Genomic DNA, 21189 nt, shown 5'->3' with positions numbered 1-21189 from the left:
ATTTCACAGGGAGGGAACCATGAAGATCGTCTCGTCGCTCGCCGCCATCGGCACCGCGGCCCTGCTCGCGGGAACCGCGGCTGCGCAGACCACCACGCTGCGCATCCAGACCCAGCAATCGCCTGAATCGCCGGCCGGCCAGCAGGCCGCGCAATGGGTCGAGAAGGTCGAGAAGATGTCCGGCGGGGACATCTCGATCGAGATGTTCTACTCCTCGGCGGTGGTCAAATCCGCCGAGACCTTCGACGCCGCCGCCAACGGCATCCTCGACTGCGACATGACCAACGGCTCCTACCAGACCGGCAAGAACCCGGCCTTCCAATTCGTGGCCGACGTGATGGGCGGCTACGACACGCCGCTGCAGTTCCTGGCATGGATCCAGCATGGCGGCGGTCGCGAGCAGATCAACGAACTCTACAACGCCAACGGCATGGAGTTCGTCGGCGCCTGGCTCGGCGGACAGGAATCGCTGAATTCGACCAAGCCGCTGAGCGGCATCTCTGACCTGCAGAACTTCAAGTTCCGCTCGCCGCCGGGGATGGAGTCGGAGATCTTCGCGGCCCTCGGCGCCAAGCCGGTGGTGATGGATTTCACCGAGATCTTCACTGCGCTGGAGACCGGGATCATCGACGGCGCCGACGCCTCGACGCTGGCCAACAATGTGGGCTTGGGCATTTACGACATTGCCACCCACACCACCTATCCGGGCTTCCACTCGATGTCCTCGGACCACCTCGCCTGCTCGACCGCGACATGGGAGGCGATGCCCGAGGCGCATCGCGAGATCCTCAAGGTCTCGATGGACAGCCTCGCGCTGGGGCTGATGACGCAGGTCATCGTCGACAATGGCGAGGCGCTCGACGCGCTGCCCGCAAAGGGCGTGACGCTGCATGACTGGTCGGCCGAGGATCGCGCCACCTTCCGCAAGGCGGCGACCGACACCTGGGAAGTCTGGGCCGCCAAGACGCCGGAGGCCCGCGCCATCGTTGACAGCCACCTCGAGTTCCTCGAGCGGATCGGCCTGCGCGACTGAGCCGTCCGGGGGGCCGCTCCGGCCCCCCGCCCCCAGACTGGAAAGTGACCCAATGAACATCCTGATCATCGGCGGCGGCGGCTTTCTGGGCCAGAAGCTGGCCCGCCGCCTCATCGCGCGCGGGGAGCTGCGTGGCCGCCAGATCGCCGGGCTGACGCTGGCCGACATCGCCGCCCCTGCCCCGCTCGACGCGCCCTTCGACATCGCCTGCACTGCCTGCGACATCACCGACCGCGCGGCGATGGACGCGCTGCTCGCACCGGGCTTCGACGCGGTGTTCCTGCTCGCCGCCGTGGTGTCCAGCCACGCCGAGGCCGAGTTCGAGGACGGCATGAACGTCAACCTGCACGGCGTGCTGAACGTGCTGGAGAGCCTGCGCCTGCAGGGCCGCGCCCCGGTGTTGGTCTTCACCTCCTCGCTCGCGGTGTTCGGCGGCGAGGTGCCCGACCCGATCCGCGACTGGACCATCCCCAACCCGCAGACTTCCTATGGCACCCAGAAAGCGATCGGCGAGCTTCTGGTCAACGACTACTCGCGCCGGGGCTTCGTCGATGGCCGGACGCTGCGCCTGCCGACGATCTCGGTGCGCCCGGGCCGCCCGAACCGTGCCGCGTCCTCCTTCATGTCCTCGATCATCCGCGAGCCACTGAACGGCGAGGAAGCGGTTTGCCCGGTCGATCCGGAGTTCCCGCATTACTACCTGAGCCCGCGGCTCTGCGTGGAGAACCTCATTCGTGGCGCCGAGATCGAGGCCGCCGATCTGGGCCAGAGCCGTACCATGACGATGCCCGGCCGCACCCTCACCATCCGCCAGATGATCGAGGCGATGACGGCGGTGGCGGGGCCCGAGCCTGCGAAGCTCATTCGCTTCGAGGACGACCCGGCGATCCGTGACATCGTGTCGGGCTGGCGTTTCGACTACGATCCTGCCAAGGCGCTGGCGCTCGGGCTCGAGGCCGATGCGAGCTTCGAGGAGAACGTGCGCTACTATCTCGAGGACGACCGGCCCACCTGAGCCGGAGAAAGGATCGCGTGAAGCCCATCATCCAGACCCCGCGCTACCGGCTCGTGGCCGATGAGATCGCCGCCGCGATCCGCGCGGGCGATCTCGCCCCCGGCGCCAAGATGCCCGCCGACAAGGATCTGGTCGAGCGCTTGGGCGTCAGCCGCACCACGGTGCGCGAGGCGATGATCGCGCTGGAGTTGATGGGCTACGTCGTCACCCGTTTCGGCGCCGGGGCCTTCGTCGCCGAGACGTTGCCCGAGGCCCCGTCCGAGCCGCCGGCCCAACCCGGCTTCTACGAGCTGGTCGAGGCGCGCTACCGGATCGAGCCCGAGATCGCCGCCGCCGCCGCGCCCTTCATGGGAACGGCGGATCTCGCGCATCTGCGGGGGCTGGTCGCCGGCATGGCCGACCCCGCGCTGGCGCTTTCGGAGGTCGAGCGGCTCGACCGCGACTTCCACGTCACCATCGCGCGGGCCACCGGCAACTCGGTCTTCGTCGGCATCGTCGAGGAGTTCTGGCGCGCCCGCCGGCGTTTCCCCGAATGGACCCGCGCCAACAACCGCCGCGACGCGGCCGACGTGGCGCGCTTCTACGAGGCCGAGCACCTCGCGATCCTCGACGCATTCGCCGACGCCGACGCCGAGGCCGCGCGCCGCGCCATGCGGGTGCATTGCCGCAACTCGGGCCAACCGCTGCTCGACCGCTGGCGCGAGCGCGAGGAGGGCGGCGCGCCCGACGCGCGCGTCGCCGACCGCATCCGCGCCTGGGGTAGCGGCGCCTAGCGCCGCTCGCGGTTCCAGATATAGCCCCCTGCCGCGACGATGATCGCGCCGCCGAGCAGCGTCCAGGGGGTGGGCCATGTCGCGAAGACGAGGATGCTCGCCAGCGAGGCAAAGAGGATCTGGATATAGACCACCGGCGCCAGCAGCGAGGCATCGGCGAGGCGATGCGCCACGGTGGCGAGGATGTGGCCCACCCCGCCGAACAGCCCGATCGCGCAGAGCATCACCCCCTCCAGCAGTGTCGTGGGCCATTGCCAGACCGGCAGCACCATCGGCGCGATCACCAGCGTCGACAGCCCGCTCGACCAGAGCTGGCTCGTCGCCGTGCTCTCGGCCCCGGCGATCATCCGCGTCAGCACGAAATAGAGCGAGGCGCAGCTCAGCGCGCCCAGCGACAGGATCATCGCCGGGTGGAACGCCGCGCCCCATGGCTGCACCACCACCAGCACGCCCGAGAACCCGACCAGCACCGCCACCAGGCGCCTTATGCCGACCCGCTCGCCCAGCATCGGGATCGACAGGAGCGTCACCGCGATCGGCCCCGCGAACATCACCGTCGTGGTGATGGTCAGCGGCAGGTAGTTCAGCGCCGTGAAGTTGAGAAAGGTGCTGCCCAGCAGGAAGGAGGAGCGCAGGAATTGCAGCGCCGGCCGCGCCGAGCGGAACTGCGCCAGACCGCCGCCGGGCATGTAGAGCGCCAGCGACAGCAGCAGGTGGCCGGCATAGCGCGCGAAGACCACCTGCAACGCCGGGAACCCGGCGAGGATCAGCCATTTCGCCGAGGTGTCGATGCAGGTGAAGAAGCCCACCGCGCAGCCCATCAGCACCAGCCCGAAGCCGGTCCGTTCCTCGCGCGGGCGCACCGCCTCCATCAGCCGTTGGCCCAGCCGCCATCGATGATATGCGCCTGTCCCGTGGTGAATGCCGCCTCGTCGGAGCCCAGATACACCGCCAGCGCCGCGACCTCCTCCGCCCGGCCGATCCGGCCCATCGGTTGGCGCGCGATGAAGGCGGCCATCGCCGCCTCGTAGTCGCCCGTCGCGCGCAGCCGCTCGTGCAGCGACGGGCTGTCGACGGTTCCGGGGCAGATCGCGTTGGCGCGGATGCCCTGCGTCACGAAATCCTTGGCCACCGACTTGGTCATCGCGATGACCGAGGCCTTGGTGGTGCCATAGACGAAGCGGTTCGGCGCCGAGAGGATCGAGGAGCAGACCGAGGCGATGTTGACAATCGCCCCACCGCCCCGCTCGACCATGCCCGGCAGCGCCGCCTGCATCGCGTGGAACTGCGCCCGCACGTTGAGCGCGAAGGCGAAGTCGAGATCGGCGTCGCTGGCCTCCATGATCGAGCCCGCATGCACGATGCCCGCGCAGTTGACGAGGATGTCGGGCGCAGCATCACGTACCGCCGCCTGCAGCGCCGCCTTGTCGGTCACGTCGAGCGCGCGGCCGCCAATATCCGCGACCTTGCCGCCGTCGAGATCGGTCGCGACCACATCGGCCCCCTCGCGGGCATAGGCCTCGGCGATGGCCCGCCCGATCCCCTGCCCCGCCGCCGTGACGAAGGCGCGCTTGCCTGCCAGTCTCATCTCGCTTTCCTCACATCACCGCCCCGACCTGCCAGGGCACGAACTCGTAATCGCCAAGCCCCTGCGCCTCGGATTTCGACTTTTCGCCCGAGGCCATGCGCAGCCATGTCTCGTAGATCTCGCGCCCGACTTCTTCGACCGTCGCGCCGCCCGACAGGATGCGTCCCGCATCGATGTCCATGTCCTCCTCCATCCGGGCGAACATCTCGGAATTAGTGGCGATCTTCATCGAGGGCGACGGCTTGGCGCCAAAGGCCGAGCCGCGCCCAGTGGTGAAGGCCACGAGGTTGCAGCCCGACGCGATCTGCCCGGTCACGCTGGCCGGATCGTAGCCGGGGCTGTCCATGAAGACGAAGCCCTTTTCGGTCACCGGCTCGGCATAACGGTAAACGCCCATGAGCGGCGTCGTGCCGCCCTTGGCCGCTGCGCCGAGGCTTTTCTCGAGGATCGTCGTCAGCCCGCCCGCCTTGTTGCCGGGCGAGGGGTTGTTGTCCATCGAGCCGCGGTTGCGGGCGGTGTAGTCGCGCCACCACTCGATCAGCCCGATCAGCTTCTCGCCCACCTCCGGCTTCGCCGCGCGCGCGGTCAGCAGGTGCTCGGCGCCGTAAATCTCGGGCGTCTCGGCCAGCACCCCGGTACCGCCCTGCGCCACCAGAAGGTCGCAGGCGTAGCCGACCGCCGGGTTTGCGGTGATCCCCGACCACGCGTCCGAGCCGCCGCATTGCAGCGCCACCATTAGCTCCGAGGCCGGGCATTCCTCGCGGCGCGCCTTGTCGACCTCGGGCAGCATCTCCTCGATCGCCGCCACACCGGCCTCGACGGTGCGGCGCAGCCCGCCCACGTCCTGAATGTTCATCGTGCGGAACAGCGGGCCGGGGGTGAGGCCATAGGCCTCGATCAGCCAGTCGATCTGCATCATCTCGCAACCCAGCCCTGCCATCAGCACGCCGCCGACATTGGGGTTGCGGGCATAGCCCCACAGCGTGCGCTGCAACAGCTCGAACCCGGTGCCGTCGCCGCCCATGGCGCAGCCGGTGCCATGGACGAAGGCCACGACGCCGTCGACATTGGGATAGGCGGCCAGTTTCTCAGGCGTGAAGGCCTGCGCGATCAGCCGCGCCGCGGTGGCCGAGCAGTTCACGCTCGTCAGGACGGCGATGTAGTTGCGGGTGCCGACCCGGCCGGTCGCCCGGCGGTAGCCCATGAAGTGATCGCGCCGCTCGGGCTCAGGCGCGGGTCGCAGGTTCGAGCCGAAGGCGTGCTCGTGGTCGATGTCGCGGAAGGCGAGGTTGTGGACATGCACATGCGCGCCCGCCGGGATGTCCTCCGCGGCATAGCCGATCACCTGCGCGTATTTGGTCACGGCCGCGCCTTCGGGGATCGGCTCCAGCGCCATCTTGTGGCCGCGCGGCACCGGGGTCGTCGCCCCCTCCTCGCCGGGGCTGATGGCGCGGCGCGCGGTGGCGACGTTGTCTGAGGCGTCTAGTCGGATCAGGGCGGACATGGGCGAGGTCTCTCGAATGGGAGGGGCGGGCCATGATGGCCCGCCCGGTTGGCCTAGAGGAACACCGACACCAGCGGCGGCCAGATCAGCAGCAGGGACAGGGCCGCGAGCTGGATCGCGATGAAGGGCAGGAAGCCGCGGAAGATGTCGGTCAGCGAGATCTCGGGCGGGGCCACGGATTTGAGATAGAACGCCGCCGGTCCGAAGGGCGGGCTGAGGAAGCTCACCTGCATGTTCATGCAGAACACCACCCCGAACCAGATCGACAGATGCGCGGGCTCCAGCGTGCCGAACAGGCCGATTTCCTCGATCGGCAGCCGCAGGATGATCGGCAGGAACACCGGGATCACCAGAAGTACGATGCCGACCCAGTCCATGAAGGCACCGAGCACCAGGAAGATCGCCATCATGATCAGGATCACCCCCATGGTGGGCAGGTCGCTGCCGACGATGGTCGAGGCGATGAAGGTCGGCCCGCCCGCGATGGTATAGGCCCCAGCCAGCGCCGTCGCGCCGATCGTCACCCAGATGATCGTGCCGGTCGATTTCAGCGTCCGCTTGAGCGCCTCCCACAGCAGGTTGAAGCTCATCTCGCCCCTGAGCGCGGCGATCACGCCCACCGCGATCACGCCCATCCCGGCGGCCTCGGTGATGCCGGTGATGCCGCCATAGATCGAGCCCAGCACCACGCCGATGACGACCATCGGCCCGACGAGGCCCTTGCCCATCGACCACGAGGTGCGGAACCGCTCGCGCCCCATCACCCCGAAGATCAGCCCCAGCGCCGCCAGCGTCACCACGCCGAAGATCGCGACATATGCCGGGGTGCCGAAGGCGATGTCGGCCACGCCTTCGCGCGCCGCGTTCTGTCCGGTCAGGGTCAGGAACAGGGCCCGCAGGAACAGCGCGCCCGCGAAGCCGCCGATGATCGTCAGAAGGAAGGTCCCGAACAGCTTGCGTTTCTCGGCCAGCTCCGGCTCGGACGGATCGAGATCGGGCAAGGGCGCCAGCGCCGGGTTCAGCCGGGTGCGCACCACGATGTAGATGATGAAGAAGGACGCGAGGATGAAGCCCGGCAGGAACGAGGCGGTGAACAGCGCCTTGATCGAAGTCTCGGTGATCAGCCCGTAGATGATCAGCACGATCGAGGGCGGGATCATCGTACCCAGGGAACCGCTGGCGCAGATCGTGCCGATGGCGAGGTTGCGATCATAGCCCAGCCGCAGCATCTGCGGCAGCGCGATCAGGCCCAGAAGCACCACCTCGCCGCCGATGATGCCCGACATCGCGGCCATGATCACCGCCATGATCGAGGTGACGATGGCGATGCCGCCACGGGTCCGGTTCAGCCAGACATTGAGCGAGTTGTACATCTCGGCGGCGATGCCGGATCGCTCCAGCAGGTTCGCCATGAAGATGAAGAGCGGGATCGATATCAGCACGTAATCGGTGAGCAGGCCGTAGATCCGCTGCGCCAGGATGTTGAGCGGCCCGGTGCCGAAATTGGCAAAGAGCAGGTCGGGGCCGAACTTCATCACCAGCACGCCCACGGCGAGCACGGCCGAGGCGAAGCCCAGCGGCATGCCGATGGCCAGAAGCCCGAGCATCGCCAGCAGCAGCAGCGTCGAGATGGTTCCGATATCGAACATCAGTCGTGTCTTCCCTGTTCGTGCTGCGCGCGGGCGGTCTGGATCATGTCCTCGACCTCGCCCTCGTCGATCACCCCGTGGCTCTCGGGGCCCTTGTGCCAATCGGCGATCAGGTTCGCGATCGCCTGCAGCGCCACCAGCACCATCACCAGCAGCACCAACGGCTTGAGCGTCGCGGGGATCGGCGGATCGAAGGCGGTGCCGAAAGTCTCCCAGCGCAGGAACTTGTCGCGCGCCTCGTTCCACGACCCCCAGATCATCGCGAAGGCGAAGACGCAGATCAGCGCGGTGGAGATCACGTCGCAGATCCGCTGCACCGGTCGCGGCAGCACGTCGTAGAGCAGGTAGATGCGGATGTGGTTGCGCTGCTGCATCGAGTAGAGCCCCGAGAGCAGGAAGATGAACCCGGCCATCCACAGGCTCAGCTCGTTGGCCCAGAGCGTCGGCCGCTCGAAGATGTAGCGCAGCATCACCTCGTAGAACATCACCCCCACGAGGATCACCACGAGCAGCATGGTGACCCGGCCGAGGAACAGGCTGAGCCGGTCGATCGGCGTCTCGATCACCCCTTCGCCCGCGGTCGTGCGGGCATGGCGCAGCCCCATCACCAGCGCCACGACCGCCCCGGCCATGATCGCGAAATCGATCGGCCCGGCGCCGAGATAGCCCGAGTTGAGATTGTCGTTGGCCAGCCCCGCAAAGACGATGAACCGCGGAAAGTACCAGACCAGCCATGCCATGCAGGCGGTGAAGACCGCCGGCCACAGGATGTCCTTGATGGATGTCGTCGCCCTGATGGACACTGCCCTCTCCCTTGCCGCCTTGCGGGGTTCTGTCGTGACTGGCCCCCGACGGATCGGGGGCCAGGTTTCGCTCAGCCCTGCCGGATCACTCGGAGGCGATCAGACCGAGCTGCTGCATGAAGGCGATGTGGCTGTCGACCAGCGCCTTGGTCTCGGGGGTCTTGGTGGCCCAGTCGGCCCAGGCCGCCTGCGCCGCCTCGCGGAACACCTTGCGGTCCTCGTCGGACCAGTCATGCAGCGTCACGCCCTTCTCGCGCAGCTCGGCCGCCGCCTCGTTGTTGGCGACCTCGAAGGTCAGCGCGGTCTGGAAGGCCAGCTTCTGCATCGCGGTGTCGATGATCCGCTTATGCGCGTCCGACAGGCTCTCCCACTTGTCGAGGCGGCAGGCGAGGTGGTCCGAGGGCATCGAATGGAAGCCCGGATAGGTCGCGTGCTCGACCAGATCGTACAGGCCGAGCCCGACATTGTTGGCCAGACCGGAGGCGTCGGCACCGTCGATGATCCCGGTTTCCAACGCCGTGAAGATCTCGGTGAAGTCCATGACCACGGGCGACGCGCCGAGATTGGCGAAGATCTCGGTTTCCATCCCCGGCGGCGAGCGGAACTTCCAATCCTTGAGATCCTCGGGCCCGGCCAGCGGCTTGGTCGAGGACATGGATTCCTGGCCGTAGATCCACCAGCCGACGAGCTTCATGTTGAAGCCGTTATAGAGCTCGTCCGCGGTCTCGAAGCCGCCATTGTAGAGCCAGGCATATTGCTGCCAGGGCGTGTCGTAGCCGCCCATGATGTCGCCAACGAACTGGAAGGCGGGGTTCTTGCCGGTCTGGTAGGCGCCGCCGGTCATGTCGCAGTCGAGGATGCCGTTGGCGGCGGCGTCGAAGGCCTCCACGGTCTTCACCACCGAGGAGGAGAAGAACATCTCCACGTCGATCTCACCACCCGACATCACCTCGACGTCGTCGGCGAATTGCTGGGCCAGCTTGCCGGATTCCGTTTCGGGCGCGTAATGCGTCTGGATGCGCAGAGTTTCCTGCGCCAGCGCCGGCAGGGCCGTGGCAGCCATGAGCGCGGTGGAGAGACATACGATACTGGTCTTCATCACTTTCCTCCCTCGGCGGTTTTTCCGCCAGTTCCGCGGCCTCCCTTCCTCCCCAGGATGGTATACCAGCCGCAGGGTCACGCTAGCGAGGGGCTGCTCGACAGACAAGAATTTTTTGGTATACCAGATTCAAACGCCTCGAACCGACCAAGCAATGGACAAGATGACCGCATCACCACTGGCAGAGCAGATCGCGCAGAAGCTGCGCCGCGACATCCTTCGGGGCAAGCTCGCGCCCGGCGATCCGATCAAGGAGCGCGACAACGCGGTCGATCTCGGCGTCAGCCGCACGCCGCTTCGCGAGGCGGTGCGCATCCTCGCCAAGGAGGGGCTGGTGCAGCTGCGCCCGGCGCGCAGCCCGATCGTCGCGGACCCCTCCCTCAAGGAGGTGCGCGACGCGGTGATGGTGCTCAAGGCGCTCGAGATCCTGTCGGGCGAGCTGGCCTGCCGCGAGGCCTCGGACGCCGAGATCGCCGAGATCCGCGACCTGTCCGAGCGGCACCTCGCCCTGAGCGAGACCGCCGAGGGCGACGCGCTGATCGAGCTGTTCGAGATCGACATGGCGTTCCACACCGCCATCGCGCGGGCCTCGCACAACCCGGCGCTGGCCGAGACCCATGCCGCCTATCTCGCGCGGATGTGGCGCCAACGCTATCTTTCCGCGGTACAACGCCGTGCCCGCGAGCGGGTGCGCACGCAGCACGAGAACATCGTGCGCGGGCTCGAGACCCGCGATCCGGCCCGGGTCGGCACCGAGATCGACGCGCATCTCTCGGCGCTGATCGTCAATCTCACCCGCCTGTTCGAACTGCGCGAATCCGGGCGCGACCTGACCACCAACGAGAAGGACATCGAATGAAACTGCTGCGATACGGCCCGGCGGGGCAGGAAAGGACCGGGATGCTCGACCGCGAAGGCCGGGTGCGCGATCTCTCGGGGCATGTCGACGACCTTGCCGGCGACGCGGTGTCGCGCGACGCGCTCGACCGGCTCCGGGGCATCGATCCCGAAAGCCTACCGCTGGTCGAGGAGCCGGAGCGGATCGGGTCGTGCCTCTCGCGCGTGCCCAACTTCTTCTGCATCGGCCTGAACTACGCCAAGCACGCGGCCGAAACCGGTACGCAGCCGCCCAAGGAGCCGATCATCTTCTCCAAGGCCTCCTCGGCGCTGTCGGGCCCCTTCGACCCGGTGATCATCCCGCGCGGCTCGGAGAAGACCGACTGGGAGGTCGAGCTGGGCGTGGTGATCGGCCGCGAGACGCTCTACGTCTCCGAGGCCGATGCGCTCGATCACGTGGCGGGCTACTGCACTATCAACGACGTCTCCGAGCGCGCCTTCCAGATCGAGCGCGGCGGCCAGTGGATCAAGGGCAAGTCGGCCCCCTCCTTCGGCCCCGTCGGCCCCTGGCTGGTGACGGCGGACGAGATCGAGGATCCGCAGGCCCTGCGCGTCACGCTCGACCTCAACGGCGAGCGGGTGCAGGACGAAACCACCGGCGACATGATCTTCACCGTCGCCCAGATCATCAGCCACATGTCGCAGTTCATGAAGCTGATGCCCGGCGACGTCATCGCCACCGGCACGCCCTCGGGCGTTGGCATGGGCATGAAGCCGCAGCGCTTCCTCAAGCCCGGCGACGTGATGGAGATCGAGGTCGAGGGGCTCGGCCGCCAGCGGCAAGAAGCCGTCGCCGCCGACTGAGCCGCAGCGGCCCCGCCGGTCGGGCGGGGCCGCGCCTTGCTCAGTGGCCGGCGTGGTCGCAGCTCACGTTCGGGTTGAAGGGCTCAAGATCGCCCGACGGGTTCTCGCGGAACAGCCAGACATGCTGGTCGTAATGCGGCATGAAGCCATGCGCCTCGTCCCCGTCGGTGGCCGGGTCGTCGGCCATCGCGTCCCACAGCCGCCCATTGATCTGCGGCGGCCCGTCATTGCCGGCCTCCTCCCAGGCCTTCTTGAACACGAGGTTCTCGATCCCGACCAGCTCCAGCGACCCGTCCGCCTGCGGCTCGTAGAGCAGGATCGCGGGCTTCGTGAAGTCGGTATGGGTACCGTCGCCATCGACCCGCTCACCCGGCGCCGCGAGGCCGAGCATCGCCGGATGCAGGTAATGGATCCCCATCGCCCCGAGCTCGGCGGGCAGCCCCTCGGCCGCCGCCGAGACGCAGTGCCCGTCGGGGTCGGGCATGTAGCCATCGGCCAGCGCCGCCTCGACGTCGCGGTATTTCTCGGTCGCGGCGCGCAGCGCGTCGAGATCGTAGGTTTCAGCCGCGAGCGGGGTGGCAAGGAGCGCGAGGGCCGCGCTTGCTAAACTAGTCCTGAACATCGTCAACCTCCACGAAAGCGCCCGCCCCGGTTTGGGACAGGCGGCGCGGATTATAGCGCAGATCGGCCCGATCCGCGCCGGTTTCGACACCGAGCGATGCGCCTCCCGGGCGATCAGTTCACCGGGGTGAGCAGGTCGCGACCATCGAGAAAGGCCGAGATGTTGTCGCGCTGCAACCGCCCCATCGCGGCGCGGGTCTCGTGCGTGCCCGAGCCCTGATGCGGTTGCAGCACGACCCTTTCCAATGCATGGAACCGCGGATCGACCCGGGGTTCGTCGCGGAACACGTCGAGCCCGGCGCCGCCGAGCCGCCCCGCCTCCAGCGCATCGAGAAGCGCCGCCTCGTCCACCGTCGAGCCGCGCGAGATGTTGATCAGCACGCCCTCGGGCCCCAGCGCCTCGATCACCTCTTTCGAGACGTAATTCTCGGTCTCCGGTCCGCCGACCAGCGCCACGACGAGGTAATCGACCTCGCGCGCCAGCGACACAGGGTCGGCGTGATAGGTCCAGCCCGGCGTCTCCTTTTCCGAGCGCGCGTGGTAGTGCATCTCCATCTTGAACGCCGCCAGCCGATCGGCGATGTCGCGCCCGATCCGGCCCAGCCCCATGATCCCCGCGCGTCGGCCCGAGACCTTGCGGTTGAGCGGAAAGCTTTCGCCACCGGCCCATGCGCCCGAGCGCACATGCGCGTCGCCCGCCAGCATCCGCCGCTGCTGCATCAGCAGCATCGCCACGGCAAGGTCGGCGACGTCGTCGTTGAGCACGTCCGGCGTGTTGGTGACCCGCACCCCGGCGGCATCCGCCGCGTCGATCCGGATCGCGTCGTAGCCCACGCCGTAATTGGCGATCACGCCGAGACCCGGCAGCAATGCCATCTCGTCGGCACCGAAATCATGGTGGCCCTTGTAGGCCACCGCGCGCACTTCCGCGCGCTCGGCCTCCGGCAGCCCCCGCATCGCGTCGAGGCTTTCGACCACGCGCGCGCCCATCTCGCGCAGCCCCTCCATGTCGGTCTCGGTGTAGCTGCCGATCGCCAATATCTCGCTCATGCCGTCCCCCCTGCCCGCTCCTGCGGGAATGCATCCATCCATCCAAGCCCGTCCTCGGTCCGCCCCGAGCGCGGCTTGTATTCCGCGCCGATGGGCGCGCCCCATCCCCTCTCGCGGAACGCCGCGACCAGGTTCGGGTAATGCAGCTCGCCGCCATCGGGCTCGCCCCGGTCCGGCACGCCCGCGATCTGCACGTGGCCGATCATCTCGCGATGCGTCTCAAAGCGGCGGATCAGGTCGCCCTGCATGATCTGCAAATGATAGCAGTCGAACATGATCTTCAGCGCGTCCGAGCCCACCGCCGCCACCGTCGCCGCCGCCTGCTCGATGTGGCTCAAATGATAGCCCGCCACGTCGCGCCGGTTGATCGGCTCGATCAACAGCCCGATGCCGCGCGGCGCGGCGAGATCGCAGGCCGCGCGCAACGTGCCGCGAAACAGCGCCTCGGCGGCCTCGAGATCCTCGGTCCGCCCGGCCATGACATGCACGTTGCGCGCACCGATCTCGGCGGCGTAATCCAGCGCCTGCTCGATCGCCGCCTGCGCCTCGCGCTCGCGACCCGGCACGGCCGCGAGGCCGAAATCCCCGGAGGCCGTGTCGCCCGGCACGGTGTTGATCCCGAGCATCTCCAGCCCGGTCTCGTCGAGCGCGGCCCGCACCTCGCGCGCCGGTGTGTCATAGGGGAAATGGCATTCCGCCGCGCCGAAACCGTGGCGCTTCGCGGCGCGGATCGCCTCGGGCAGCGGCCGGTCGGTGAACAGAAATCCCAGATTGGCCGAAAACATCAGTCCCACTCCACGTCGAATGTCGTCACCACGTCGCGGATCTGCGCCTCGCTCAGCATCCGCGGGTTGGCGCCGCGCAGCAGCAGCGCCAGCTTCGCCGTCTCCTCCAGCTCTTCCATCGCGTAGACCGCCGCCTCCAGATCCTTGGCCGCCACGACGGGGCCGTGATTGGCCAGCACCACCGCGCTCCGCCGCCCCGCCAGCCCGCGCACCGCGTCGCCCATGGCCGGATCGCCGGGCCGGAAATACGGCAGCAGCTGCACCTTGCCCAAACGCATGATCGAATAGGCGGTGAGCGGCGGCAGCATGTTTTCGGGGTCGGTCTCGGGCAACATCGACAGCGCCACCGAATGGGTCGAGTGCAGATGCACCACCGCCCCGGCGGTGCCACGCGTCTCGTAGAAGGCGGCGTGCAGCGGCATCTCCTTGGTGGGCCTGTCACCCGAGACCTGCCGTCCGCTCGCGTCGAACTTCGCCAGCCGACCCGGATCTAGGCTGCCGAAGCTCGCCCCCGTGGGCGAGACCAAGAGCCCGCCATCCTCGCAGCGCGCCGAGATGTTGCCCGAGGCGCCGCCCGTCAGCCCGCGCACGAAGAGCGACGCGGCCTGGGCGCAGATCGCCTCGCGCAGCTTCGCCTCGCTCATGCGTCGCGCCCCAGCATCGCCTCGGCCTCGGCAAAGAAGTCCGGGCCGCCGAAATTGCCGGATTTCAGCGCCAGCACCAGATCCGGTCCGGCGCGCAGGCAGGGCACGCCCGGCGCGATCTCCGGCCCGATCTCGAGCGCGGCGGGCGCCAGCGCCTCGACCACCGCGCCCGAGGTCTCGCCGCCCGCCGTGATCAGCCGCGTCACCCCATGCGCCACCAGCGCCCGCGCGGACTCCGCGAAGAAGCCCTCGACCTTCTCGGCCACCGCCTCGCGGCCGAACCGCTCCTGCGCGGCGCGCACCGCCTCGGGCTCGGCCGAGCTGTAGACCAGCGGCAGCCCCTCCTGCGCCAGCGACCACTCGGTGGCGCAGCGCGACGTGATCTCATCGGCCATCAGCGCCTCGATCCGCACCGGCAGGCTCGGCCCGGCATGGGCGGCAACCTGGCCGCGCGTCGCGTTCGAGCACGAGCCCGACAGCACGACCGCCCGGCCCTTCTGCCCGCGCCAGCCGCCCGCCGCGCCGGACAGCCGACCCGCGCTCCGGAACGCCTCCGGCAGCCCCATCGCGATGCCCGATCCGCCGGTGACCAGAGGGTGGCCCTGGGCGGCGCGCCCGAGCGCCAGCAGGTCCTCGTCGCGGATCGCGTCGCAGATCAGGTGCCGCGCCCCGCTGGCGGCGAAGGCGGCGCGGATCGCCTGCGGCCCCCCGAAAACCTGCGCGGCCGCGACATGGCCGACCTCGCCCTGCACCTGCCGCGCCAGCCAGCGCCGCAAATCCGGGTCGGTCATCGGCGTCAGCGGGTGGTTCTCCATTCCGCTCTCGCTCAAGAGCCGGTCGCCGACGAAGAGATGGCCCTGATAGACCGTGCGCCCGGCCGCCGGAAAGGCGGGGCAGAAGATCACCTGCTCGGCTCCGAGCCGGTCCGCCAAGGCCTCGGCCACCGGGCCGATATTGCCCTCGGGCGTGGAATCGAAGGTCGAGCAGTATTTGAACAGGATCTGCTCGCAGCCCTGCGCCATGAGCCAGTCGAGCGCTGCCAGAGATTGGCGTACCGCTTCCGCCACGGGGAGCGATCGCGATTTCAGCGCGACGATCCCGGCCTCGACCCCGGCCTCGGCGGGCCGGTCGGGCACGCCGACATACTGGACGCTGCGCATCCCGGCCTTGGTCAGCGTGTTGCCCAGATCGCTCGAGCCGGTGAAATCGTCGCCGATACAGCCCAGCAGCATCACGCATCCCCCGGCAGAGAAAGACCCGCGGCCCGCGCATAGACCCGCGTGACGGCGGCGTCGTCATCGGCGCCCCAGCCCGCCTCGACCGCGGCCTCGAACTGCCCCAGCGCGGCGCGGGTCAGCGGCACCGGCAGCCCCGCCCCCGCCGCGATGTCCGAGACGATGCCAAGATCCTTGGGCCAGATCGTCACCGCCGAGCGCGGCGCATAGTCGGCCTCGACCACGTGCGGTGCCCGGTTCTCGAACATCCACGAGGTCCCGGCCGAGGCCGAGATCACCTCGACCACCCGGCCCAGATCGAGCCCCTGGCTCGCCGCCATGGCCAGCGCCTCGCCCATCGCGGCGATATGCACGCCCGCAAGAAGCTGGTTCACCGCCTTCATCGCCGAGCCTGCCCCGGCGTCGCGGCCCAGATCATGCACCGTCTCGGCCATCGCATCGAGCGCGGGCGCGGCGGCGGCGAAAGCGGCCTCGCTGCCCGAGGCCATGATCGACAGCCGCCCCTGCGCCGCCTTGGCCGCACCGCCCGAGATCGGCGCGTCGAGGTAATGCAGCCCCATCGCCTCGGCCGATGCGGCCATCGCCCGCGCCGCCTCGGGCGGCACCGTGGCGCAGGAGATGATCGCGGCACCCGCACGCAGCCGCTCGGCGCAGCCCTCGGGCCCGAACAGCACCGCCTCGGTCTGCGCCGCGTTGAGCACGACGCTGACCACGATGTCGCTTTGCGCCGCGGCCTCGCGCGGCGTGCCCGCCTCGCCCCCCTCCGCCAGGAGCGGCGCCGCCGCGCCCTCGCGCAGGTCGCAGCCGATCACCCGGTGCCCCGCGCGCCTGAGCGACAGCGCCATGCCGAGCCCCATCGATCCCAGACCGATCACCGTGATCACCGCCATGCGCGCCTCCCGTTTGGTATACCATTTGGTCCCACGCTTCGCCGGGCCTGTCAATCGGCGGCGATGACGAACCGCCCCACCATGGCGCCGGCGTCCCGATCCGGGCCGCCGCGCATGACGAAAGGCGCCGCGCGGTCGCGCGACGCCTTGCCTCTCTTCCAGCTTCGGGATCAGCCCGCGAAACGCTCGCGCAGCAGGTTCTTTTGCACTTTGCCCATGGTGTTGCGCGGCAGTTCGTCGACGATCTCGATCCGGCGCGGCTGCTTGAACCGCGCGAGGCTGCCCTGCATCGCCGCCATCACCGCCTCGGGGTCGATCTCGGCGCCGGGGCGCGGCACCAGCACGCCGACCACGCTCTCGCCGAAATCGGCGTCCTTCACGCCGATCACCGCGCTCTCCAGCACGCCGGGCTGCTCGTCGAGCAGGAGCTCAATCTCCTTGGGATAGATGTTGTAGCCACCCGAGATGATCAGGTCCTTGTCGCGCCCGACGATCGAGACATAGCCATCCTCGTCGATCCGCCCCAGATCGCCTGTGAGGAAGAAGCCGTCCTCGCGCAGCTCCGCCTTGGTCTTTTCGGGCATCTGCCAATAGCCCTTGAACACGTTGGGCCCGCGCACCTCGATCAGCCCGACCTCGCCCTGGGGCAGCTCGGCCCCGGTCTCGCGATCGGTGATCTTCAGCTCCACCCCCGGCAGCGGGAAACCCACGGTTCCGGCGCGCCGCTCGCCGTCATAGGGGTTCGAGGTGTTCATGTTGGTCTCGGTCATGCCGTAGCGTTCGAGAATCCGGTGGCCGGTGCGCTTTTCGAACTCTACATGCGTCTCGGCCAGAAGCGGCGCGGAGCCCGAGATGAAGAGCCGCATGCCCGCGGTCAGTTCGCGGGTGAACCGCTCGTCGCCCAGAAGCCGGGTGTAGAAGGTCGGCACCCCCATCATCGAGGTCGCCTTGGGCATCAGCTCGATCAGCGCGTCGAGGTCGAATTTCGGCAGGAAGATCATCGAGGCGCCCGCCACCGCGATCACGTTGGTCGCCACGAACAGTCCGTGGGTGTGAAAGATCGGCAGCGCGTGCAGCAGCACGTCCTCATCCGTGAAACGCCAGTGCTCGACCAGAGTCACCGCGTTCGAAATGAGGTTGTCCTGGGTGAGCATCGCGCCCTTGGAGCGCCCCGTGGTCCCCGAGGTATAAAGGAACGCCGCCAGGTCGTCGCCCGTACGAGACACCGTCTCGAACCGGTCCTCGTGCCGCGCCGCCTGCGCCATCAGCCCGCCATGACCATCGGCGCCCAGCGTCAGGATCTGCGCCCCGAGCCGCTCGGCCAAGGGCGCGAGATCCGCCTCGCGCGCCGGATCGCAGATCACCATCCGCGCGCCGCTATCCTCGATGAAATAGCTCAGCTCATCGACCGTGTAGGCGGTGTTGAGCGGCAAGAACACCAGCCCCGCCTGCGCGCAGGCGGCATAGAGCGCCAGCGCCTGCGGGCTCTTCTCGACCTGCGCCGCGACCCGGTCGCCGGGCTTCAGACCGGCATCGACCAGCGCATGGGCGATGCGGGCCGCCTGGCCCAGGAACGCCGCATGGGTGATCCGGGCACCGTCGCGCAGGATCAGGAACGGCGTCTCCTTGCCGGCGTGACGCCCGAACAGCGTGTCGTAAAGCGGGTTGGCCATGCTCATGCCCCTTCCTTGCGCGCCCGGCCCTGGCGGGGAAGGAGACCGCGCACGGCATCCGACGCCGCCACCTCCTGCCGCTTGGCAAAGCCTTCGTGGTTCTGGGTGATCTTCCCCAGGTCATAGAGATAATTCACCATCGCGCCGCAGCTCTCGGCGCGGCCCTTGGGCGAGATGTCGGCATTGGCATGCACCGCGTGCAGCTGCGCGCCATTGCCCAGATGGAACCGCGCCACCGGGTCGAGCGGCATGCCGCCCTCGCGCTTGGCGGTCAGCAGATAGCGCGCCGCCGTGCGCCTGAGCGCCTCATCGTCGAGCGTGGTCGGGTCGATCGCCTCGGCATCCATCCAGCGGCGCAGCCCCGGGATCGGCGACAGCGTCACGAAGGTCCTGAGCCCCGGCAGCTCGGCCGAGAGATCCGCCACCACCTGCTTGATCAGCGAGTTGCCGAAGGAGATCCCCGCCAGCCCCGACTGGCAGTTCGAGATCGAGTAGAACACCGCCGTGTCGGCCTCGGCCGCCTCGACCTCCTCGCGGTCCTCGGCCAGAACTTCCTGAATCGAGCCGGGAATGCCACGGGTCAGCGCAACCTCGACGAAGATCACCGGCTCGTCCGGCATCGCCGGGTGAAAGAACGCGAAGCAGCGCCGGTCGGTGGGCTCGACCCGGCGGCGCAGATCGTCCCAGCTGTCGATCGCGTGCACCGCCTCGTAGGCGATGATCTTCTCGAGGATCTGCGCCGGGCTCTCCCAGCTCACCGGGCGCAGCACCAGAAAACCGCGGTTGAACCAGCTCTGGAACAGGTGCCGGAAATCCTGATCGAGCGCGGCGCGCGGATCGTCGCGCTTGAGGAGCCGCAGCAGGTCGGCGCGCATCGCCACCAGCCGCGCCGTGGCGCCGGGCACCCGGTTCAGCCGCCGCACCAACTCCTGCCGGGGCGGCTCGGCCGCCTCGAGGAAGGCGCGGTAGCTCTTCGGCCCCGGCTTGGCCTCGTAGGCGTCGAGCGCGCTGCGCACCGTTTCGGGGTCGATGTCCAGCTCCTCCGCCAGATGCGCGAAGAAGGCGATCTTGGCCGCATCGTCCTTGTGGGCGTAGCGTTCGAGCAGTTCGCGCGCCGAGGTCAGCCCCGAGATCTCGCCGGCATTCGACAGCAGGTCCGCGATCAGCGCCGCGTCCGAACGGTGGTCGGCCTCCCGTGATGGCTGCCACGGGTAGCGGCGTTCGAGGATGGTCGAGAGGACGTCGGACAGAATGCTCATATGGCTTTCCCCATGACGGCGTCGGGCAGCCAGGTCGCCAGACCCGGAAAGACCGACAGAAGCACGATGGCCGCGATCATGCAGCCCACGAAGGGCATCGAGCCGAACAGCACCTTCTTGAGCGAGATGTCCGGCGCGATGCCGTTGATGACATAGAGGTTGAGGCCCACCGGCGGCGTGATCAAGCCGATCTCCATGTTGATCGTCACGATCACCGCGAACCAGTAGGGATCGAACCCCGCCGCCGTGATGATCGGCAGAAGGATCGGCGCCGACATCAGGATCACCGCGACCGGGGGCAGGAAGAAGCCCGCCACTAGCAGGAACAGGTTGACGATCGCCATCAGCACCCAGCGGTTCACGTCGAGCCCGCCGATCCATTCCGCCACCGACTGGGTGATGAACAGCGAGGACAGCATGAAGGAGAACACCCCCGCCGCGCCGATGATGAACAGGATCATCACGCTCTCGCGGGTGCTGTCGCGCAGGATTGCCCAGAGCGCGCGGGGCTGCACCATCTTGTAGATGATCATCACCACGACGATGCACAAAAGCGCGCCGACGGCGGCGGTCTCGGAGGGCGTCGCGATGCCGCCATAAAGCGCGTAGAGCACGCCCACGATGATCGCGAGGAAGGGCAACACGCGCGGCAGGATCTCGAACTTCTGGCGCCAGCTATAGGTGATGCCCGACAGCGCCACGCCCGCCGCCCCGCGCCGCCACGTGTCGAAGATCGACCAGGCGATGAACAGCAGCGTCAGCACGAGGCCGGGGATGACGCCCGCGAGGAACAGCCGCCCGATCGAGGTCTCGGTCGCGATGCCATAGACGATCATCGTCACCGATGGCGGAATGAGGATGCCCAGCGTGCCGCCCGCGGCGATGGAGCCAGCCGCCACCTCGTCGGGGTAGCCGCGCTTGCGCATCTCGGGGATGCCCATCTTGCCGATCGCGGCGCAGGTCGCGGGGCTGGAGCCAGACATCGCGGCGAAGAGCGCGCAGGCGCCCAGGTTCGACACCAGAAGCCCGCCCGGCACCCGGGTCAGCCAGCGCTCCAGCGCCTCGTAGAGATCGGGACCGGCGCGCGAGGACGAGATCGCCGCGCCCATGATGATGAACATCGGGATCGACAGCAGCGCGAAGCTGTTAAGTTCGCCGAAGAACAGCTCGGGCAGCGCCTCGAGCGAGCGCGCGCCGTCGACGAAGAACAGGAACCCGGTGGCGACCACCAGAAGGCCGGTGCCGACGGAGATGCCCGAGAACAGCACCAGCACGGTGAACAGCGCGACCAGCGCGCCGAGGGTGAGCGGCTCCATCAGTGTCTCCGGTCTTCGGGGGCGACGTTGGGATCGGCGTCGTCATGCCCGGTGGCGACGGCCCAGAGATCGGCCACGAGCTGCAACGCGAAGAGCGCGAAGCCGAGCGGGACCGCGAGATAGGGAATCCAGAGCTTCACGCCCCAGACGGTTTCCGAGCGCCAGTTGCGCTCCCAGGCGAGATGGAACATCTCCCAGCCATAGAACAGCATCAGCCCGATCATCACGATCGTCGCGGACAACACCGCCAGCGCCAGCGCCTTGCGCGCGCCCGCGGGCAAAAGCCCCGGCACCAGATCGACGCCGACATGGCCGCGCAGCTTCTGCACGTAGGGCAGACCCAGCAGCGTCGCGCCGATCATCATGTAGATCACGGCTTCCGTCTGCCAGACGGTGGATTGGCCCAGCACCGCGCGCAGAAAGATCATCTGGCAGGTGATCAGCACGGAGACGAAGATCAAGGCGGCCGCCACGACCCCGCACAGGGTCGAGACATGGCCGATCGCGCGGATCGCGGCGGGGGCGTCCCGCCGGGTCATCTCGGTCATGGA

At 68.5% G+C, this 21189-nt stretch carries 21 protein-coding genes; 5 read left to right on the top strand and 16 right to left on the bottom strand.

The features are described 5' to 3' along the window. Positions 1–19 precede the first annotated feature (19 nt). From LOS8367_RS13190 to LOS8367_RS13180, 3 genes are read left to right on the top strand one after another with little or no spacing between them, the layout of a single operon-like run. Positions 20–1033: a TRAP transporter substrate-binding protein gene (locus LOS8367_RS13190; RefSeq protein WP_085896989.1), complete on the top strand. Its 1014-nt coding sequence runs from the start codon at positions 20–22 to the stop codon at positions 1031–1033. Between the two features lie 52 nt (positions 1034–1085). Further along, positions 1086–2048, top strand: coding sequence for a D-erythronate dehydrogenase (gene denD, locus LOS8367_RS13185; RefSeq protein WP_085896988.1), 963 nt, complete (start codon positions 1086–1088; stop codon positions 2046–2048). A 17-nt stretch (positions 2049–2065) separates the two neighbouring features. Beyond that, positions 2066–2821: a FadR/GntR family transcriptional regulator gene (locus LOS8367_RS13180; protein WP_085896987.1), complete on the top strand. Its 756-nt coding sequence runs from the start codon at positions 2066–2068 to the stop codon at positions 2819–2821. On the opposite strand, the gene LOS8367_RS13175 is transcribed toward LOS8367_RS13180, so the two are convergent. The 6 genes from LOS8367_RS13175 to LOS8367_RS13150 all read right to left on the bottom strand — a co-directional run bounded on the left by LOS8367_RS13175 (position 2818) and on the right by LOS8367_RS13150 (position 9464). Then, positions 2818–3693 (bottom strand): DMT family transporter, encoded by an 876-nt coding sequence (locus LOS8367_RS13175; RefSeq protein WP_085896986.1) that lies wholly within the window; start codon positions 3691–3693, stop codon positions 2818–2820. The two genes, LOS8367_RS13180 and LOS8367_RS13175, sit on opposite strands and share 4 nt — an antisense overlap. Then, entirely contained in the window at positions 3693–4409 is a 717-nt protein-coding gene (locus LOS8367_RS13170; protein WP_085896985.1) for an SDR family oxidoreductase, read from the bottom strand. Before LOS8367_RS13170 ends, LOS8367_RS13175 begins: the two co-directional genes overlap by 1 nt. A 10-nt stretch (positions 4410–4419) precedes the next feature. Then, on the bottom strand, positions 4420–5913 hold the full coding sequence (locus tag LOS8367_RS13165; RefSeq protein WP_085896984.1) for a UxaA family hydrolase: 1494 nt from the start codon (positions 5911–5913) through the stop codon (positions 4420–4422). A gap of 53 nt (positions 5914–5966) precedes the next feature. Beyond that, positions 5967–7562 carry a TRAP transporter large permease gene (locus LOS8367_RS13160; protein ID WP_085896983.1) on the bottom strand — a complete coding sequence of 532 codons (1596 nt, stop codon included), beginning with the start codon at positions 7560–7562 and terminating at the stop codon, positions 5967–5969. Then, positions 7562–8365 carry a TRAP transporter small permease subunit gene (locus tag LOS8367_RS13155; RefSeq protein ID WP_242665590.1) on the bottom strand — a complete coding sequence of 268 codons (804 nt, stop codon included), beginning with the start codon at positions 8363–8365 and terminating at the stop codon, positions 7562–7564. The genes LOS8367_RS13160 and LOS8367_RS13155 overlap by 1 nt, the downstream gene beginning before the upstream one ends. 85 nt (positions 8366–8450) lie before the next feature. Beyond that, positions 8451–9464 carry a TRAP transporter substrate-binding protein gene (locus tag LOS8367_RS13150; protein ID WP_085896982.1) on the bottom strand — a complete coding sequence of 338 codons (1014 nt, stop codon included), beginning with the start codon at positions 9462–9464 and terminating at the stop codon, positions 8451–8453. A 163-nt stretch (positions 9465–9627) separates the two neighbouring features. Between LOS8367_RS13150 and LOS8367_RS13145 the strand changes: the two genes are divergently transcribed. Then, complete coding sequence (locus tag LOS8367_RS13145) at positions 9628–10323, top strand: GntR family transcriptional regulator (protein WP_085897057.1); 696 nt, start codon at positions 9628–9630, stop codon at positions 10321–10323. Next, the gene (locus LOS8367_RS13140; RefSeq protein WP_085896981.1) at positions 10320–11165 is read left to right on the top strand and encodes a fumarylacetoacetate hydrolase family protein; all 846 of its coding nucleotides are present in this window, start codon (positions 10320–10322) and stop codon (positions 11163–11165) included. The genes LOS8367_RS13145 and LOS8367_RS13140 overlap by 4 nt, the downstream gene beginning before the upstream one ends. A 40-nt stretch (positions 11166–11205) precedes the next feature. Here the strand turns inward: LOS8367_RS13140 and LOS8367_RS13135 are convergent, their stop codons facing one another. The 10 genes from LOS8367_RS13135 to LOS8367_RS13090 all read right to left on the bottom strand — a co-directional run bounded on the left by LOS8367_RS13135 (position 11206) and on the right by LOS8367_RS13090 (position 21186). Next, positions 11206–11787, bottom strand: a complete 582-nt coding sequence (locus tag LOS8367_RS13135) for a hypothetical protein (protein ID WP_085896980.1) — start codon at positions 11785–11787, stop codon at positions 11206–11208. A gap of 113 nt (positions 11788–11900) precedes the next feature. Further along, positions 11901–12836, bottom strand: a complete 936-nt coding sequence (locus tag LOS8367_RS13130) for a 2-hydroxyacid dehydrogenase (RefSeq protein WP_085896979.1) — start codon at positions 12834–12836, stop codon at positions 11901–11903. After that, positions 12833–13621, bottom strand: coding sequence for a hydroxypyruvate isomerase family protein (locus LOS8367_RS13125; protein ID WP_085896978.1), 789 nt, complete (start codon positions 13619–13621; stop codon positions 12833–12835). The genes LOS8367_RS13130 and LOS8367_RS13125 overlap by 4 nt, the downstream gene beginning before the upstream one ends. Beyond that, the gene (gene otnC, locus LOS8367_RS13120; RefSeq protein WP_085896977.1) at positions 13621–14265 is read right to left on the bottom strand and encodes a 3-oxo-tetronate 4-phosphate decarboxylase; all 645 of its coding nucleotides are present in this window, start codon (positions 14263–14265) and stop codon (positions 13621–13623) included. The genes LOS8367_RS13125 and otnC overlap by 1 nt, the downstream gene beginning before the upstream one ends. Next, positions 14262–15497 (bottom strand): 3-oxo-tetronate kinase, encoded by a 1236-nt coding sequence (gene otnK / locus LOS8367_RS13115; RefSeq protein WP_085896976.1) that lies wholly within the window; start codon positions 15495–15497, stop codon positions 14262–14264. Before otnK ends, otnC begins: the two co-directional genes overlap by 4 nt. Further along, positions 15497–16390, bottom strand: coding sequence for an L-threonate dehydrogenase (ltnD, locus tag LOS8367_RS13110; RefSeq protein WP_085896975.1), 894 nt, complete (start codon positions 16388–16390; stop codon positions 15497–15499). The genes otnK and ltnD overlap by 1 nt, the downstream gene beginning before the upstream one ends. 170 nt (positions 16391–16560) lie before the next feature. Beyond that, positions 16561–18063 (bottom strand): malonate--CoA ligase, encoded by a 1503-nt coding sequence (locus tag LOS8367_RS13105; RefSeq protein ID WP_085897056.1) that lies wholly within the window; start codon positions 18061–18063, stop codon positions 16561–16563. 2 nt (positions 18064–18065) lie between these two features. Next, entirely contained in the window at positions 18066–19322 is a 1257-nt protein-coding gene (locus tag LOS8367_RS13100; RefSeq protein WP_085896974.1) for a malonyl-CoA decarboxylase, read from the bottom strand. Continuing rightward, positions 19319–20638 (bottom strand): TRAP transporter large permease, encoded by a 1320-nt coding sequence (locus LOS8367_RS13095; RefSeq protein ID WP_085896973.1) that lies wholly within the window; start codon positions 20636–20638, stop codon positions 19319–19321. The genes LOS8367_RS13100 and LOS8367_RS13095 overlap by 4 nt, the downstream gene beginning before the upstream one ends. Next, on the bottom strand, positions 20638–21186 hold the full coding sequence (locus LOS8367_RS13090; protein WP_085896972.1) for a TRAP transporter small permease subunit: 549 nt from the start codon (positions 21184–21186) through the stop codon (positions 20638–20640). Before LOS8367_RS13090 ends, LOS8367_RS13095 begins: the two co-directional genes overlap by 1 nt. Between the last annotated feature and the right edge of the window lie 3 nt (positions 21187–21189).

Source organism: Limimaricola soesokkakensis (assembly GCF_900172345.1).
Taxonomy (GTDB): Bacteria; Pseudomonadota; Alphaproteobacteria; order Rhodobacterales; family Rhodobacteraceae; genus Limimaricola; species Limimaricola soesokkakensis.
This window is presented reverse-complemented; position numbering and strand designations above follow the sequence as displayed.

Excerpts from the sequence above, each read along its gene's own strand:
- LOS8367_RS13165 (WP_085896984.1), bottom strand. The coding sequence starts at position 5,913 with ATGTCCGCCCTGATCCGACTAGACGCCTCAGACAACGTCGCCACCGCG.
- LOS8367_RS13160 (WP_085896983.1), bottom strand. The coding sequence starts at position 7,562 with ATGTTCGATATCGGAACCATCTCGACGCTGCTGCTGCTGGCGATGCTC.
- LOS8367_RS13105 (WP_085897056.1), bottom strand. The coding sequence starts at position 18,063 with ATGGCCAACCCGCTTTACGACACGCTGTTCGGGCGTCACGCCGGCAAG.
- LOS8367_RS13170 (WP_085896985.1), bottom strand. The coding sequence starts at position 4,409 with ATGAGACTGGCAGGCAAGCGCGCCTTCGTCACGGCGGCGGGGCAGGGG.
- LOS8367_RS13140 (WP_085896981.1), top strand. The coding sequence starts at position 10,320 with ATGAAACTGCTGCGATACGGCCCGGCGGGGCAGGAAAGGACCGGGATG.
- otnC (WP_085896977.1), bottom strand. The coding sequence starts at position 14,265 with ATGAGCGAGGCGAAGCTGCGCGAGGCGATCTGCGCCCAGGCCGCGTCG.
- ltnD (WP_085896975.1), bottom strand. The coding sequence starts at position 16,390 with ATGGCGGTGATCACGGTGATCGGTCTGGGATCGATGGGGCTCGGCATG.
- LOS8367_RS13125 (WP_085896978.1), bottom strand. The coding sequence starts at position 13,621 with ATGTTTTCGGCCAATCTGGGATTTCTGTTCACCGACCGGCCGCTGCCC.
- LOS8367_RS13135 (WP_085896980.1), bottom strand. The coding sequence starts at position 11,787 with ATGTTCAGGACTAGTTTAGCAAGCGCGGCCCTCGCGCTCCTTGCCACC.
- LOS8367_RS13150 (WP_085896982.1), bottom strand. The coding sequence starts at position 9,464 with ATGAAGACCAGTATCGTATGTCTCTCCACCGCGCTCATGGCTGCCACG.
- LOS8367_RS13145 (WP_085897057.1), top strand. The coding sequence starts at position 9,628 with ATGACCGCATCACCACTGGCAGAGCAGATCGCGCAGAAGCTGCGCCGC.
- LOS8367_RS13190 (WP_085896989.1), top strand. The coding sequence starts at position 20 with ATGAAGATCGTCTCGTCGCTCGCCGCCATCGGCACCGCGGCCCTGCTC.
- otnK (WP_085896976.1), bottom strand. The coding sequence starts at position 15,497 with ATGCTGCTGGGCTGTATCGGCGACGATTTCACCGGCTCGAGCGATCTG.
- LOS8367_RS13175 (WP_085896986.1), bottom strand. The coding sequence starts at position 3,693 with ATGGAGGCGGTGCGCCCGCGCGAGGAACGGACCGGCTTCGGGCTGGTG.
- LOS8367_RS13130 (WP_085896979.1), bottom strand. The coding sequence starts at position 12,836 with ATGAGCGAGATATTGGCGATCGGCAGCTACACCGAGACCGACATGGAG.
- LOS8367_RS13090 (WP_085896972.1), bottom strand. The coding sequence starts at position 21,186 with ATGACCGAGATGACCCGGCGGGACGCCCCCGCCGCGATCCGCGCGATC.
- LOS8367_RS13100 (WP_085896974.1), bottom strand. The coding sequence starts at position 19,322 with ATGAGCATTCTGTCCGACGTCCTCTCGACCATCCTCGAACGCCGCTAC.
- denD (WP_085896988.1), top strand. The coding sequence starts at position 1,086 with ATGAACATCCTGATCATCGGCGGCGGCGGCTTTCTGGGCCAGAAGCTG.
- LOS8367_RS13095 (WP_085896973.1), bottom strand. The coding sequence starts at position 20,638 with ATGGAGCCGCTCACCCTCGGCGCGCTGGTCGCGCTGTTCACCGTGCTG.